13 protein-coding genes are annotated in these 15496 nt (G+C 43.7%); 12 read left to right on the top strand and 1 reads right to left on the bottom strand.

Annotated features, from left to right (window positions below):
* Positions 1-2: 2 nt before the first annotated feature.
* The 4 genes from BJN41_RS04120 to BJN41_RS04105 all read left to right on the top strand — a co-directional run bounded on the left by BJN41_RS04120 (position 3) and on the right by BJN41_RS04105 (position 4909).
* Positions 3-1496 carry a UDP-N-acetylmuramoyl-L-alanyl-D-glutamate--2,6-diaminopimelate ligase gene (locus tag BJN41_RS04120; RefSeq protein WP_070153550.1) on the top strand — a complete coding sequence of 498 codons (1494 nt, stop codon included), beginning with the start codon at positions 3-5 and terminating at the stop codon, positions 1494-1496.
* A gap of 9 nt (positions 1497-1505) precedes the next feature.
* Entirely contained in the window at positions 1506-2915 is a 1410-nt protein-coding gene (locus BJN41_RS04115) for a UDP-N-acetylmuramoyl-tripeptide--D-alanyl-D-alanine ligase (RefSeq protein ID WP_070153547.1), read from the top strand.
* Positions 2916-4034 carry a phospho-N-acetylmuramoyl-pentapeptide-transferase gene (gene mraY / locus BJN41_RS04110; protein ID WP_070153544.1) on the top strand — a complete coding sequence of 373 codons (1119 nt, stop codon included), beginning with the start codon at positions 2916-2918 and terminating at the stop codon, positions 4032-4034. It abuts the gene before it with no gap.
* 71 nt (positions 4035-4105) lie between these two features.
* Entirely contained in the window at positions 4106-4909 is an 804-nt protein-coding gene (locus BJN41_RS04105; RefSeq protein ID WP_070153541.1) for a putative RNA methyltransferase, read from the top strand.
* 70 nt (positions 4910-4979) lie between these two features.
* On the opposite strand, the gene ponA is transcribed toward BJN41_RS04105, so the two are convergent.
* Complete coding sequence (gene ponA, locus BJN41_RS04100; RefSeq protein WP_070153538.1) at positions 4980-7532, bottom strand: penicillin-binding protein PBP1a; 2553 nt, start codon at positions 7530-7532, stop codon at positions 4980-4982.
* Positions 7533-7701: 169 nt separating this feature from the next.
* Here ponA and BJN41_RS04095 point away from each other — a divergent pair, with 169 nt between their 5' ends.
* From BJN41_RS04095 to BJN41_RS04060, 8 genes are read left to right on the top strand one after another with little or no spacing between them, the layout of a single operon-like run.
* Positions 7702-8760 (top strand): pilus assembly protein PilM, encoded by a 1059-nt coding sequence (locus BJN41_RS04095; RefSeq protein ID WP_070153535.1) that lies wholly within the window; start codon positions 7702-7704, stop codon positions 8758-8760.
* Positions 8760-9395 carry a PilN domain-containing protein gene (locus BJN41_RS04090; protein WP_070153532.1) on the top strand — a complete coding sequence of 212 codons (636 nt, stop codon included), beginning with the start codon at positions 8760-8762 and terminating at the stop codon, positions 9393-9395. Before BJN41_RS04095 ends, BJN41_RS04090 begins: the two co-directional genes overlap by 1 nt.
* Positions 9392-10099, top strand: a complete 708-nt coding sequence (locus BJN41_RS04085) for a type 4a pilus biogenesis protein PilO (protein WP_070153528.1) — start codon at positions 9392-9394, stop codon at positions 10097-10099. The genes BJN41_RS04090 and BJN41_RS04085 overlap by 4 nt, the downstream gene beginning before the upstream one ends.
* The gene (locus BJN41_RS04080; protein ID WP_019836142.1) at positions 10099-10623 is read left to right on the top strand and encodes a pilus assembly protein PilP; all 525 of its coding nucleotides are present in this window, start codon (positions 10099-10101) and stop codon (positions 10621-10623) included. The genes BJN41_RS04085 and BJN41_RS04080 overlap by 1 nt, the downstream gene beginning before the upstream one ends.
* Before the next feature lie 60 nt (positions 10624-10683).
* The gene (locus BJN41_RS04075) at positions 10684-12816 is read left to right on the top strand and encodes a type IV pilus secretin PilQ (RefSeq protein WP_171257421.1); all 2133 of its coding nucleotides are present in this window, start codon (positions 10684-10686) and stop codon (positions 12814-12816) included.
* Positions 12817-12853: 37 nt separating this feature from the next.
* The gene (aroK, locus tag BJN41_RS04070; RefSeq protein WP_070153522.1) at positions 12854-13396 is read left to right on the top strand and encodes a shikimate kinase AroK; all 543 of its coding nucleotides are present in this window, start codon (positions 12854-12856) and stop codon (positions 13394-13396) included.
* A 19-nt stretch (positions 13397-13415) separates the two neighbouring features.
* Positions 13416-14495 carry a 3-dehydroquinate synthase gene (aroB, locus tag BJN41_RS04065; RefSeq protein ID WP_070153520.1) on the top strand — a complete coding sequence of 360 codons (1080 nt, stop codon included), beginning with the start codon at positions 13416-13418 and terminating at the stop codon, positions 14493-14495.
* A 9-nt stretch (positions 14496-14504) separates the two neighbouring features.
* Positions 14505-15350, top strand: coding sequence for a hypothetical protein (locus BJN41_RS04060; RefSeq protein WP_070153517.1), 846 nt, complete (start codon positions 14505-14507; stop codon positions 15348-15350).
* Positions 15351-15496 lie beyond the last annotated feature (146 nt).

Raw genomic sequence — 15496 nt, 5'->3', positions numbered from 1 at the left:
GCATGTCTATCAGCTTTCAACATATTTACCGCAGTTCTCGCGTTGCAGATTGGATGACACAAGACTTTCAGGGCTTTCAGCTCGACAGCCGCCATGTTACACCAGGGCAAATTTTTATTGCTCTGACCAGTTTGTCGCAGCCTGAAAAAACCGCTCAATTTGCACAAGCCGCTTTAGATCAAGGGGCTTTGGCGGTGATTTCGGAAACTGAACTGGCAGTTGCCAATAATTTGGTAGTGCCTGATGTGCGTCAGCGCATGGGACACTGGCAAAAACAATATTTACAAGCGCGACAGCCCATACCTTTGGCACGTATGCTTGCTGTCACGGGGACCAATGGTAAAACCACCATTTCACGTTTAATTGCCGAATTGTTGATGTTGCAAGCTCAACGCTGTGCGGTAATGGGTACCACGGGCAATGGAATTTTGCCTAATTTGGAAGCTTCAACGCATACCACTTTAGATGCCTTGCAACTGCAAAATGCTTTATACAGCTATGCACAACAAGGCGCAAAATTTGCCGCAATTGAAGCCAGTTCACACGGTTTAGAGCAAGGGCGCTTAAATGGTTGCGATATTGAAATTGCGGTATATAGCAACCTGAGCCGTGACCATTTGGATTATCACGGGACTTTAGAGGCGTATGCTGCAGCCAAAGCGATGCTGTTTCAGTTTTCCAGTTTAAAAGTTGCCATTATCAATTTAGATGATCAATATGCAGGCATCATGTTGCAAGCGGCTCAACAGAATCCTGCTCAACCAAAAATTTTGACTTATTCCACGCAGCAGGCGGCAGATTATCAAGCACAGCAGATTGAATACAGTCTGAATGGCGTACGTTTCCAGCTAAAAACTGCTACGGCAGAATATGTGGTGCAAAGTCCGTTGCTTGGACATTTTAATGTTGAAAATTTGCTGGCGAGTTTAATTGCCGCAGAGCAAGCAGGTTTTGCATTGCCAGATTTAATCCATACGACTGCACAACTTCAAGGCGCACCGGGGCGTATGCAAGTGTTGCGTGATGCAGAGCGTTTATTTGTAGTGGATTATGCGCATACGCCAGATGCCCTTATTCAGGTGCTGCAAACTCTAAAACGTCATGTCAGCGCACAGCTTTGGGCGGTATTTGGCTGTGGTGGAGATCGAGATCGTGGCAAGCGTCCCCTGATGACTCAAGCGGCATTAGATTATGCCAATGTTGTGCTTTTGACCTCAGATAACCCGCGTACAGAAGATCCTTTGCAAATTTTTGCCGATATGCAGACAGGTGTCGATTTGTCGGTGGCACAGAGCCATGAAATTCATGATCGTCGTGAAGCGATTAAATATGCCGTCAAACATGCACAATCGGGTGATATTGTCTTGATTGCAGGAAAAGGCCATGAAAACTATCAAGAAATAGATGGGGTAAGACACTGGTTTGACGATGTGGTTGAAGTGCAATCTGCGATTGATGCACAACATTGTTCAGCTACTGCTTATCCTGCCCAATAAGGAATTTGTATGCACACTTCCACCACCAGTACCGCAATGTTAGAACCTTGGACTGCTGAGCAACTGCAACAGGCAACACAAGGTTATTGGTTTAATGGGCAAACACCGCAAGGTGATATACAACGTATTTTGACCGATTCACGTCATGCCAAAGCAGGTGATGCCTTTTTGGCTTTAAAAGGTGAGCGTTTTGATGCGCATGACTTTGTGGCACAAGTGGCGACACAGGGCTGCTCTATGGCAATTGTCAGCCAGCCTGTAGACGCAGATATTTGCCAATTGGTTGTACCTGATACTCGCTTAGCTTTAGGACACTTGGGCGCATTTCGTCGTCAGCAACATCCACAATTAAAAGTGATTGCGTTAACAGGCAGTAGTGGCAAAACCACCACCAAAGAAATGCTGGGTAGTATTTTGTCCCGTTTGGCACCGACTTTAATTACTCGTGGCAACCTGAATAATGACTTGGGTGTGCCGATGATGTTATTGGAGTTGAATGCAAGCCATCAATATGCAGTGATGGAATTAGGCGCCAGTCATCAAGGTGAAATCGATTACACCTCAAACTTGGTGCAGCCGCAGGTGGCAGGCATTATCAATATTGGTACTGCGCATTTGGGTGAGTTTGGTGGACGTGAGGGCATTTGTCGGGCTAAGTCTGAAATTTATGCACATATTGCCCCACAAGGCACGGCCATTGTCCCTGCTGCCGATGATTTTACCGAACAGATTCAGCAGGCGGTTCAGTCGGAACAGCGTCTAAGTTTTGGCGAAGGCGGTGATGTGTTTGCGACAGACATTCAGTTGCAGCCACAATCGGCAAGTTTTTGTTTAAATACTGCCCAAGGTGTGCGTCAGATTCAATTGCCATTCGCGGGTGAACACAATGTTCAGAATGCTACGGCTGCTGCTACTTTTGCACTGGCAATTGGCGTAAATTTAGATGATATTGTCGCAGGCTTAGAACAGGCGCAGGGGGCAAAAGGGCGCTTGAACTTTATTCAGCAAGGCAAACATTTGTTCATTGACGACACCTATAATGCCAATCCAACCTCTATGCGTGCTGCAGGCGAAGTCCTTGCACAGCAAACAGGTGTGCGAGTTATGGTCATTGGTGATATTGGTGAGCTCGGCAACAGTGCGGCCCAGCAACACTATATGTTGGGGCGTGATTTGGTGTCTATTCGCGGCATCAATTTTGTGGTGGCGGTCGGTGAATTTGCACCTGCGACCCAAGAAGGTGCACGCAGTTCCCAATATGGAAAAAAATTACAGGCTTTTGTCACTCAAGAACAAGCCTTACCGTTTTTAATTGATCTGGTAAAAACACATCAACCTCAGTCCATGAGTTTCCTATTTAAAGGTTCTCGTTATACCCATATGGAAACGTTGATGGCTGCATTGATGGAGAAAATTTAAATGCTGTTATGGTTATTTGAACAGCTAGCGGGCTATCACAGTTCGTTTCAAGTGGTTCGTTATTTAACATTACGTTCATTACTGAGTGTATTGACTGCACTTGGCATTGGCTTGGTGCTTGGCCCTGTGATGATTCGTAAACTGCAAGCATTAAAATACGGTCAAGCAGTCAGCTCTTATGCACCTGAAGGGCATGCCAAAAAAATGGGTACGCCAACCATGGGCGGGGTATTAATCCTACTTTCCATTGGTATTTCGACTCTATTATGGGCAGATCTATCTAACCCTTACGTCTGGATTGTACTGGCGGTCATGGTCATTTTTGGCGCTGTAGGCTGGGCAGATGACTGGATTAAAATTCGCTACAAAGACAATGCGGGATTGCCTGCGCGTAAAAAGTTTTTTTGGACTTCGGTCGCATCATTGGGTGCGGGTATTGCATTGTATGTGATTGCAAGCCAACAACCAAATCCTACACAAACCGCAGATATGCTGGATGTGTTGATTCCATTCTTTAAAGATTTCAGCATTCCTTTATCTTTGATTCCACTCGGCGTTGGCTTCATTATCTTTACTTATTTGGTGATTAACGGTGCCTCAAATGCGGTAAACCTGACTGATGGTTTAGATGGCTTGGCGATTATGCCAATCGTGCTGGTTGCAGCTGGTTTGGGTGTATTTGCCTACTTGGCGGGGGATGTTCGTTTTGCTGATTATCTGCATATCCCTTACGTGAAATATGCGTCTGAGTTGGTGGTGATTTGTGCCGCGATGATTGGTGCAGGCTTAGCCTTCCTGTGGTATAACGCTCATCCTGCACAAGTCTTTATGGGCGATGTCGGTGCGCTATCTTTGGGGGCAATGCTAGGTACGATTGCCGTGATGGTACGTCAGGAAATCGTATTTGCGATTATGGGCGGGGTGTTTGTGGTTGAAGCGATTTCGGTCTTCCTGCAAATTGGTTCACTACGCATGCGCAATAAACGGGTATTCTTAATGGCGCCGTTGCATCACCACTATGAAAAGAAAGGCTGGCGAGAAACCCAAGTGGTGATTCGCTTCTGGATTATCACAATTATGCTGGTGGTTTTAGGTTTAATGACCTTAAAATTACGTTAAGCCTATCCAACCGAAAAGTTTAAAAGTCGGCACTCGCCGACTTTTTTGTGTTGTCCACTCTGGAGAAAATGATGAATTTGCTGATGTGTCCTGTATGTCGTCAGGTATTGCAACTGCATGATCGAACATGGCGTTGTGCCAGCAATCACAGCTATGATGTTGCGAAACAAGGCTACGTCAATTTACATGTGGTGCAGCATAAGCACAGTAAAAATCCAGGGGATACACCTACTTCTGTACAGGCACGCCGTGCATTTTTAAGTGCAGGCCATTATGCGCCCTTGCAACAGGCGGTGGTGCAAAAAATTCGTGCGTTACGCATCGAAAATTTGTTGGATATTGGCTGTGGTGAAGGCTATTATACTGCTGCCATGCAAGGCGAAGTGTTGCAGTGTGTCGGGGTGGATATTGCCAAGAATGCCGTACAAGTAGCGGCAAAATTGAATTCCGCAGTGACTTGGGTGGTGGGGACAGGAGCCACCTTGCCTGTTTTGGAACATTGTATTGATTTATGTGCCAGCCTGTTTAGCCCAATCCCGCAACAGGAAATTTTACGGGTTTTAAAACCACAAGGTTATTTGTTGGTGGTGACGCCTGCGCCTGAGCATTTATTGGCGATGCGTCAAGCTTTGTTTGAAGAAGTGAAGCCACATGAACCCGAAAAATTTATCACCCAATTGCAAACTGCCTTTGATTTGGTTGATGCCAGTGTGGTGGAAATACCATTACAGCTCAATCAAAGCGATTTAATTCATTTAATTGCTATGACACCTTATGCCTATAAAGCGAAAGCAGAGCGCCGTCAGGCATTGGAACAGCAAACCCAGTTTGACGTGACAGCACAGCATCAAATTTATCTGTTTCAGAAAAAGTAAGTTTGAATAGCCCATAAAAAAAGCCCTCATCTTTGCGTAAGAGGGCTTTTTTCTGACTGCATGTCTGTGGTTATAAGACTTCGTCAATTAAGTTTTCTAACGCATCGGGAGCAGGTTTAGGTGCTGCATTGGGTTTGACAGGGCTGTTGTTTGGCGCTTGCATGACAGGCGGTGCAGCGTTTTCAGGAATTAACACCTCCTCGCCTGGTAAATCGTCAAAATCACGCTCAGGCGCACGTGCTGGCGCAACAGGTGCAGGTCGATACAGTGGACGTGCCAATGGCGGTGAAGCACGATAATCCTGCTTCTGTTCTGCATTTATTTGATTAAGTTCACGTTGTGGCGCTTTGGCTTTGCTGTCTAAACTGACCCATGCTTCAGGTGTGCCTTTAAGTGCATTGCCCATAAAGTCTGTCCAAATTGGCAGCGCTGCGACCCCCCCATATTCACGACGTCCTAAAGTGGTAGGTTGGTCAAAGCCAACCCAAGCTACAGTCACCAGTTTGCCGTTGAAACCTGCGAACCATGCGTCTTTGGCATCGTTGGTGGTTCCTGTTTTACCGCCAATATCACCACGACCAATTCTGAGCGCAGCACGTCCAGTACCATGTTGAATTACGTCACGTAAAATATTGGACATATCATACGCCGAGCTAGATTTTAAAATACGTTGTGCCTGTTTGTACTGACTACGCTCTGCCAATAATTGTGGATCCTGTTCAGCTTGTGCCAGTTTTTGATTGGTCACTTCAATCACTTCATCATCTGGCGTGGTGGCTTCGGCACTTTCAGTCGTTTGTTCTTTGGAATTAATGCAAGCAATACACGCATATTCAGGATTGGCTTGATAAATCACCTTGCCATAAGCATCTTCAATACGGTTAATAAAGTGCGGTTGAATACGGTAACCCCCATTGGCAAAAGTGGCATAGCCCGTTGCCATTTGAATAGGCAAAACTTGTGGCGTACCCAATGCAATCGTGTAGTTACGCGGAATCTGATCTTCCTGTAAACCGAAATCCATAAACAATTGGCGAGTTCGTTCAATACCCACATCTTGCAATAAACGTACAGAAACCGTGTTACGAGATAAATAGAGTGCACGACGTAACGGAATCATGCCTAAATGGCGACCATCGGAGTTACGTGGTGACCATTTACCAATGGTAATGGGGCTGTCATTGACCATGGTGTGTGGGGTCATGCCACGCTCTAAAGCCAGTGCATAAACAAAGGGTTTAATGGTAGAACCTGGCTGGCGCCAACCCTGTAAGGTACGGTTAAATTTAGATTGATAGAAGTTATAACCACCGACTAACGCTTCAATAGCACCGTTGTTGGGGTTGATTGCAACCAATTGTCCTTGCACTTTGGGTACTTGTACCAAAGCCCAAGCGGTTTTATTGTCATTTGGACGTAAACGTACAATATCTTTAACTTTTACGACTTGTGCAGCACGACTGGGTGCATTGCCAACACTATTGGCATTGCGGTAGGGGCGTGCCCAAGACATCCCAGACCAAGGTACCGTTACGGTTGAACCATCTTGCATTATCGCTTCAAAAGAATTATTCAGTACTTTGCTAACTTGCGCAGGGTAGGTATTGGCATAAGCACGAAACTCATGCAGAGGCTTGTCATGTGCCTCTGCACCACGCCATCCGTGACGACGATCATAGGCTTCAAGACCTTCTTGCACCGCCTGTTCAGCATACATCTGACGTTTGCTGTCTACCGTCGTGTAAACTTTATAGCCCGAATCAACCGCTTGTTCGCCAAATTTACTGACCAGTTCAGCACGTACCATTTCTCCAATATAGGGATGTTTATTGCTAATGCTACGGTCTGGCATATCTAAATTAATGGTTTCAGCAATCGCTTTTTGGTATTCATTTTGATTGATATACCCTAATTGCAACATGCGTCCCAAAATCCAGTTACGACGCTCTAAAGCACGTTCGGGATTCACTACAGGATTGTAGCGTGAAGGTGCTTTAGGTAACCCTGCAATCATCGCCATTTGTGCAATCGACAATTCTTCTAGGCTTTTGTTGTAATAAATTTTGGCAGCCGCCGCGATACCATAAGCATTTTTACCCAAAAAGATTTTATTGACGTATAAGGTTAAAATTTCTTCTTTGCTCAGGTTTTGTTCAATTTTACGTGCTAAAAAAATTTCGGTCAGTTTGCGCTTTAAGGTGCGTTCAGGGCTTAAATAATAATTTTTCGCAACTTGCATGGTAATGGTCGAACCGCCCGTTTGCACATTGGAGCCTGTTACCGCCTCGCTCACCGCGCGCCCTAAGCCTTTAAAGCTAATCCCACTGTGTTCAAAAAAAGCAGAATCTTCAGCTGCCAAGAACGCAAAAATGAATTTTTCAGGAATATTTTCATAATCGACAGGCACAGAAAGCTTGCCGCCATACTCAGCAATGAGCTCATTATCGGCACTGTAAACCTGCAATGGCTTTAGTAATGGTGCTTTTTTTAAGGTGGTCATTTCTGGCAAAGATGGGGCAATATAGAGATACATGCCATAGAATCCCATCGGTATTGCGACCAAAATTATAATAATGATCAAAAAAAATGGATGAACACGACCCGAACAAGATAGCTTTTTCATAACAAGTGCGTTTTAATAAGCGCTAATAGCAAACTAATTGCTGGTCAGTATAGCGAGTAGATTTACGGATTGTTAGATGAATTATTGTATCCGTAAAAAATTATAGACCAGCGCGGATTAGTAGGTTAAATTTTTTTGGGGATAAAAAAATAATAGGAATGGTATTATCGTGCGTAGGTTATATCGTAAGCCAAGTAAGGGGTTAATAGGTGTAGATATTAGTTCTACTTCTGTTAAGTTATTAGAACTATCTGTTAAGAATGGTAGATACTGGGTCGAGAGCTATGCGCTGGTCCCACTTCCAGAAGGCAGTGTGGTTGAAAAAAACATTCTCAATCCAGAAGCAGTCGGGGATGCGCTTGAACGTGCATTGAACTTAGCAAACACGCAATCTACATCGGCAGCATTTGCAATTCCAACCTCAATGGTGATTACCAAAATCATTGAAATGGATGCAGATATGACTAGCGATGAGCGTGAAGTTCAAATTCGTATGGACGCCGAGCAATATATTCCATTCCCATTAGATGAAGTCAGCCTAGACTTTGAAGTCCAACCAGACCGTTTAGCCAATCCAAACCGCGTCAATGTGTTACTGGTTGCGACACGTTTAGAAAACGTCGAAGCACGAGTAGAAGCATTAGAGTTGGGCGGCTTGACAGCCAAAATTGCCGATGTCGAAAGTTTTGCTATCGAAAATGCCTTTAAAGTGTTCTCCGATACCCTGCCAATGGGTGTGAACACTATTGGTATTTTGGACATTGGCCATAGCATGACCACCTTGTCGGTGCTGCAAAATAACAAAATTATTTATACCCGCGAGCAAACCTTTGGTGGTAAGCAGCTGACACAAGAAATTCAAAACCGTTATGGTTTGTCTTACGAAGAAGCAGGTCGCGCGAAAAAAAACCGTACTTTGCCAGATGACTACGATGTAGAAGTGCTCGAACCGTTCTTGGAAGCGGTGGTGCAACAAGCTGCACGTTCACTGCAGTTTTTCTTTTCATCTTCACAATTTAACGAAATTGATCACATTTTATTGGCAGGGGGGAATGCCAATATTCCAGGTCTTGCGAAGTTGTTGCAGCAAAAACTGGGCTACCGTGTGACCATTGCCAATCCATTCTTGCAAATGGGCTTCTCTCCACAAATCGACATTAAAAAAATTGAAAGTGATGCACCGTCATTGATGGTGGCATGTGGTTTAGCAATGAGGAGTTTTGATTAATGGCAAAGATTAACTTACTCCCTTGGCGCGATGAGCTAAGAGAAAAACGAAAAAAAGAATTTATTGTATTTTGTATTGCAGCGGCTGCTGTTGGGGTGTTATTGGTGACTTTAGCATGGTTCTTCTATAACGCGAAGTTAGAAGATCAAGAACAAGCCAATCAATTGGTGATCAGCACCAACCAAAACCTAGATGTACAATTAAAATCTTTAGAAGGCTTGCAAGAACAGCGGAATGCTATTGTTGAGCGCATGAAGTTAATTCAGGGCTTACAAAGTCAGCGTCCAATCGCTGTGCGTTTAGTGGATGAATTGGTGCGTGTGACACCAAGCAATATGTACTTAACCAAAGTGAGTCGGACAGGCAATAAATTTACTTTTGAAGGCAAGGCTGAAAGTCCAAATACAGTGGCTGAATTCTTGCGTAATTTGGAAGCATCGCCTTGGTATCGCAATGCATTTATGAATTCATTCTTAGCCAAAGAAGAAAACAAAGATAAAGCACCAAGCTCTGTGGTTCCTCGTGTAGAGGAAAGTTACGGTACTTTCGTAGTGACTTCAGATTTAGAAGATATTGCGATTCCTGTAACACCAATAGAACCTAATCCAACATCAGCAGCGGAGGCAGCACAATGAGTCTCGATGAATTTGATGAAGTAAATCAGGATGCTGCTGTTGCTCCGAAAAAGAAAATGACCGTTGAAAAGTTTTTTCAACAGTTCAATACCCTAGATCCAAATAATTATGGTGCTTGGCCGCTTTCGGTCAAAATTACCTGCTGGATTTTTATTATTTTCCTGATTTTGGCTTTAGGTTATTTTGTCGTGATCAAGCCAAAGTTAGATGCCATTGCAGCAGCACAAGCACAAGAACAAAACTTATTAAATGAGTTCCGCGAAAAAGATTCTAAATTGCGTAATTTGCAGCAATATCAAGCACAATTACAAGAAATGGAAGCGAACTTTAATCAACAACTTGAACAATTGCCTAAAGAAACTGAAATTCCAGGATTGGTTGAAGATATTAACGTCACTGGCGTGAATTCAGGTTTAAAGTTTAAAAACATTCGTTTAGAGAATGAGATTAAACAAGAGTTCTTTATTGAACAGCCAATTTCAATTGAAGCAACAGGTGATTACCATGCCTTTGGTTCATTCGTGAGTGGTACAGCAGCATTGCCACGTATTGTGACCATGCACGACTTTGAAATTGTAGCGACTGAAAATACAGACAAGAAAACTGATATTCCGCAAGTAACCTATAAAGCGCAAGCAAAAACTTATCGTTATGTAGGCAGTGCAGATACACAAACTGCGGGTAATGTTGGAGGGGCTGAATAATGAAAATTAAAAAGCTTTCGTTGGCTCTGATGGCGACTTTGTTGATGGTAGGTTGTGATTCTCGGATTGATGCTGTGAATACACAAATGGCTGAAATTCGTAATCAGCCGCCACTGCCAATTGAACCCGCACCTGTGTTTGAACCTGCACCAACTTTTAACTATGCAGCACACCAGCTCAAAAGCCCATTTTTGCCTAGTTCATTGGCGGCAGAGCTTAAAATAATGGCAGGGAAACGCGTTTATCCGAACCTTGCTCGCCAGTTACAACCCTTGGAAAATTACGCACTTGAATCACTGACCATGAAAGGCAGTATGCGTCAAAATGGTCAAATTTTGGCATTGATTCAAACACCAGACGGTGAAATTGAGCGTATCCAGCGTGGTAGCTATATGGGGGTAAATCATGGTCGTGTAGTAAATATTACGCCTACACAAATTGATTTAATCGAAATTATTCCAGATGGTCGTGAAGGTTATGTAGAACGTCCAAGAAGTTTAGTTTTAATTGGGCCTGCGCCATAAATTAAAGGAATAAAAATGAATAACAGTGTGAAAGATTTTATTTTTGGGGATGGTAATACAATGAACAATTTGTTCCGTCAGTTTTCAATGGGTGCAGTCGCAATGGCCGTGATGCAAGTTGCCAGTGCCCAAGTCAGCATTACCAACATCGTACCCATGCAAATTCCGGGGCAGGGCACCGAAATTCGTGTCATGTTTAATGGTTTGCCACCTCAACCTGCCGCATATCAGCTCGAACAACCTTCCCGCTTGATTCTAGATTTTGATAAAGCACAACAAACCCTGAGACAAAACAGTGTTGCTGTTGCGACCAAAGAAGCCAGCTCTGTAGAGGTGAGTTCAGATGCACAGCGTTCACGTTTAACTGTGAACCTAGCAGATGCGGGGGCATTCACCACGCGGGTTGAAGGCAACACCTTTATTTTAAAAATCAACTCAAAAACGGCAACCCCTGTGGCTGCCGTGACTGCTCAACGTAGTGCGCAAGGCGTTTCCAATATTGGTTTCCAGCGTGGCGGTGAAGGTGAAGGTCAGGTGGTGATTGATCTACTCGGTAGCAATACCCCTGTAGATGTGCAGCAGCAAGGCAGCAAAATTGTGGTACGTACTTTAGGCAATAAAGTACCTGCACATTTGGCGCGTCGTTTAAATGTCAATGACTTTGCAACGCCTGTTTCGACCATTGATGCACACAATGATGGCAGCAATGGCGTGATTACTATTCAGGCTGCAGGCAGCTATGAATATATGGCGTATCAAGCAGAAGACAAACTAACGATCAGCCTCAAACGCCCGGTTGATAAAAACCCGTTAAAACTTCGTGCAGCGCAAAGCTATACAGGCAAAAAGATTTCATTAGATTTCCAAGACATCGAAGTGCGTCGTGTATTGCAGTTACTGGCTGATTTCACAGGCGTAAACATGGTGGCAGCAGACACCGTGCAAGGTAACATTACCTTACGTTTAAAAGATGTACCTTGGGATCAGGCCTTAGATATTATCTTGAAAAGCAAAAACTTGGATAAGCGTCGTAATGGTAACGTCATCTGGATTGCGCCTGTTTCTGAATTGATTAAAGCCGAAGAAGAGGAAGCTAAGGCGATTGCGCAAAGTGTCAAGTTGGCGCCATTACAAACTGAATATATTCAATTGAACTATGCTAAAGCTGCAGATATTGAGAAGCTGATTACCGACGGTAAAAACACTTCTAACTCACGCAGTGGTTCTAACACAAATGACCCATTAGGTGATAGCGTGGGCAGTTTGCTGAGCCCACGTGGTACAGTGTCGGTAGATCCACGTACCAATACCTTAATCATTAACGATACATCGGCAAAAATTGATCAGATTCGTCAAATGATTGATTTGCTCGATGTGTCTGTGAAGCAGGTGATGATTGAAGCACGTATTGTCCGTGCAACCACAGATTTTACCAAAGAAATGGGGGTGAAGTGGGGCATCTTGTCACAAGGGATTACCAACAATAATAACTTGTTAGTCGGTGGTAGTGATACCACACTGTGGAATTTACGTGAGCCGGAATTTGACGACGAGCGTGGTGGTTATACCTATGAAATTGAACGTCCACAAAACCTGAATGTCGATTTAGGAGTGACCAGTGCAGGTGCTAGCCGGATTGCCTTTGGTTTAATCAGTTTATCTGACTTTATGCTAGATTTGGAATTGTCTGCATTACAAGCTGATGGTTACGGTGAAGTGATTTCGACACCAAAAATCCTGACTGCAGATAAGCAAAATGCCAAAGTAGCATCGGGTACTCAAATTCCGTATCAATCTTCTGAGGGTGGAGGTGTCAATGCGGTATCGACCACTGAATTTATTGATGCGACTTTAAGTCTGGATGTGACTCCAAGTATCACACCTGATGGTAAAGTACAAATGCAATTAAATATTACCAGTGACTCACCAGGTGCAGCAACACCTACAGGTCAGCTCACCATTAACAAAAACGCCGTAAATACCAACGTTTTAGTGGACAATGGTGAAACTGTAGTCTTGGGCGGTATTTTTGAGCAACAAACGGCTAACTCACAAACCAAGGTTCCATTCTTGGGCGATATTCCTTATATCGGACGTTTATTCCGTAAAGATGTTAAGTCGGAAAACAAACGTGAGTTACTGATTTTTGTTACACCACGAATTGTTAATGACAGTGTTTCAAGAAATCATTAATATATTTTCAATTTAAACAAAATTTATAGGTGACTCCTTGCTAAGCAAAGAGTTTGATACCCTACCAAATATCTATTTGGTAGGGCCGATGGGGGCAGGTAAGACTACTGTAGGACGCCATTTGGCGGAATTGTTAGGGCGTCAATTTCTAGACAGTGATCATGAAATTGAGCGTAAAACAGGCGCTACGATTCCTTGGATCTTTGAAAAAGAAGGCGAACAAGGGTTTCGTGGTCGTGAAACAGCAGTCATTGATGAGTTAACCACACGGCATAAACTTGTACTCGCTACAGGTGGTGGTGCGGTAACTCAAGCCCCGAATCGTGAATTTTTAAAACAACGTGGTATTGTTGTTTATCTATATACTCCTGTTGAAATTCAACTTCAGCGAACCTATCGCGACAAAAATCGTCCTTTACTTCAAGTCGAAAACCCCGAACAAAAATTACGCGATTTGCTTGCAGTGCGTGATCCGTTGTATCGTGAGGTGGCACATTATATTATTGAAACCAATCAGGGTGCCGCACGAGATTTGGCACAAAAAATATTAAATACGATTGTTTCAGAGCAAATATCTTAGGAAGAAAGCGACTCTTTTCATGCAGACTTTACATGTTGAACTCGGCGATCGCCGTTACCCTATTTTTATTGGTAGTGATCTTGAACCCCAAGAACTACTTGCACCTTATATTCAAGGGCAGCAAGTCATGATTGTAACCAATACCACGGTTGCAGCTTTGTATTTAAGTCACTATGTGATCGCTGTTGAAGCATTGGGCAAAAAAGTGGCAACCTGTATTTTGCCTGATGGAGAACAATACAAAGATATTCAGCATCTGACTCTTATTTTTGATGCTTTACTAGAAGCGGGTTTTAACCGCGACTGTACAGTGCTGGCTTTGGGTGGTGGCGTGATTGGCGATATGGCAGGCTTTGCTTCGGCAAGCTTCCAACGTGGGGTGTACTTCATTCAAGTACCGACCACTTTATTGTCACAAGTCGATTCAAGTGTGGGTGGCAAAACCGGGATTAATCATCCACTGGGTAAAAACATGATTGGCGCGTTTCAGCAACCACAAGTGGTGCTGGCTGATATGTCTCAACTGAATACTTTACCTGAGCGCGAGTTGTGTGCAGGCTTAGCCGAAGTCATTAAATATGCTCTTTTGGGAGATGTTGAGTTTCTAGAATGGCTTGAAACGCATATGGAAGCATTAGTGGCGCGTGATCCTGCCGTATTGGCAGAAGCGGTATATCGTTCATGTGCACACAAAGCACGTATTGTTGCTAATGATGAAAAAGAGCAAGGTGAGCGCGCTTTATTGAATCTCGGGCACACCTTTGGGCATGCGATTGAATCTTATTTGGGTTATGGTGAATGGTTACATGGTGAAGCTGTCGCGACAGGAATGGTGATGGCCGCTGATTTATCGCAGCGCATGGACTGGATTTCTGCCGAAGATCTAGAGCGTACAAAAAAAATCATTTCTCGTGCTAATTTACCGATAGTATGTCCGAAAATTCCACTGGACAAGTTTTTGGCTTATATGGCACATGATAAAAAAGTGTTGAATGGTCAATTGCGTTTGGTGCTCATGAAGCAACTGGGTCAAGCCATCATCACCAAAGAGTTTGACTTAGAATTGATGAAACAGGCGATTATAGCCAATCAAGCATAAAGGCAGCATATGACAGCACTGCGTACACACTGGCAAAAAATTCAACAGTCGATTTGGTTGCTGGGCGCGATGCTGTGTTTATTGGCGGCACTGATTTTTTGGGCGGTGACTGACCGTGACGAACTGGTTGAAATTGAAAAACAACCTGAGTCTGAAATTGATCTGCAAATTCAACCTGAAAAGGTTGCTGCAACCACTTATTTAGGTGGTTTACAAGAAGAAGTTCGACCTTTGGAGCTCACCACGCGATTAACGGCTTCAGGCTTGCATGAGGCTGAATTTCGGGGTACTAAATTTATTCAGGAACAAAAAAATAACAGTACAATTGAATTGTTTCGGGTCAGTGATGAAAACATCATTAAAAGTTTTATTAAAAAGCAAACAGATCGGAGCAAGCTGTTTTATATTCGTTTAAGCGGTGAGGGGCAGTCTGAACAATATGTGATGCTATATGGTAGTTTTGGCAATAAACGCGAAGCTGCACATGCTTTGACAGCACTGCCATTTAAATTTCCTGAAACCATTCAGCCTGTAGTGGTGCAATTTGCAGATTATCGTCCTTATGTCAATGATTTAGGGGCAGATGAAATTGGATTGAGCACCAAATTATATGCAGTAAATTTACGTCCTGCAGCTGTGCCTGTAATAGATGAAAGTATTTTAGCGCGTCCACCTGCAACCACAACGAATGCACCGACTACGCAGGCTGTTGCCCCACAAAATAGTACCACCAGTACTACGATTACCCGCCGTGATCAGGAGGGTAATGTCGTGGATGTACAAAAATCACAAAGTGGTACTGCACATGTTCAGCCCGATGCACCTGAACCTGAAGTGCGCGATCCTTTTAACTAATCACAAACATTTCCAATATTATTTTAGCTTCATTTTAGTCATTCAAACCATCGCTTGCCTTTATTTGTTCTATTCTTTTTGTCTATGATTCGCATTGAGCTATTCTGGCTCAGTTGCACCAATTTGATCTAAAAAAACTATTCTTC

Source organism: Acinetobacter towneri (genome assembly GCF_001758345.1).
GTDB lineage: Bacteria > Pseudomonadota > Gammaproteobacteria > Pseudomonadales > Moraxellaceae > Acinetobacter > Acinetobacter towneri_A.
This window is presented reverse-complemented; position numbering and strand designations above follow the sequence as displayed.

What these genes read in the sequence shown, in the direction of transcription:
- BJN41_RS04120 (WP_070153550.1), top strand. Translation starts at nt 3, where the DNA reads ATGTCTATCAGCTTTCAACATATTTACCGCAGTTCTCGCGTTGCAGAT.
- BJN41_RS04115 (WP_070153547.1), top strand. Translation starts at nt 1,506, where the DNA reads ATGCACACTTCCACCACCAGTACCGCAATGTTAGAACCTTGGACTGCT.
- mraY (WP_070153544.1), top strand. Translation starts at nt 2,916, where the DNA reads ATGCTGTTATGGTTATTTGAACAGCTAGCGGGCTATCACAGTTCGTTT.
- BJN41_RS04105 (WP_070153541.1), top strand. Translation starts at nt 4,106, where the DNA reads ATGAATTTGCTGATGTGTCCTGTATGTCGTCAGGTATTGCAACTGCAT.
- ponA (WP_070153538.1), bottom strand. Translation starts at nt 7,532, where the DNA reads ATGAAAAAGCTATCTTGTTCGGGTCGTGTTCATCCATTTTTTTTGATC.
- BJN41_RS04090 (WP_070153532.1), top strand. Translation starts at nt 8,760, where the DNA reads ATGGCAAAGATTAACTTACTCCCTTGGCGCGATGAGCTAAGAGAAAAA.
- BJN41_RS04085 (WP_070153528.1), top strand. Translation starts at nt 9,392, where the DNA reads ATGAGTCTCGATGAATTTGATGAAGTAAATCAGGATGCTGCTGTTGCT.
- BJN41_RS04080 (WP_019836142.1), top strand. Translation starts at nt 10,099, where the DNA reads ATGAAAATTAAAAAGCTTTCGTTGGCTCTGATGGCGACTTTGTTGATG.
- BJN41_RS04075 (WP_171257421.1), top strand. Translation starts at nt 10,684, where the DNA reads ATGAACAATTTGTTCCGTCAGTTTTCAATGGGTGCAGTCGCAATGGCC.
- aroB (WP_070153520.1), top strand. Translation starts at nt 13,416, where the DNA reads ATGCAGACTTTACATGTTGAACTCGGCGATCGCCGTTACCCTATTTTT.
- BJN41_RS04060 (WP_070153517.1), top strand. Translation starts at nt 14,505, where the DNA reads ATGACAGCACTGCGTACACACTGGCAAAAAATTCAACAGTCGATTTGG.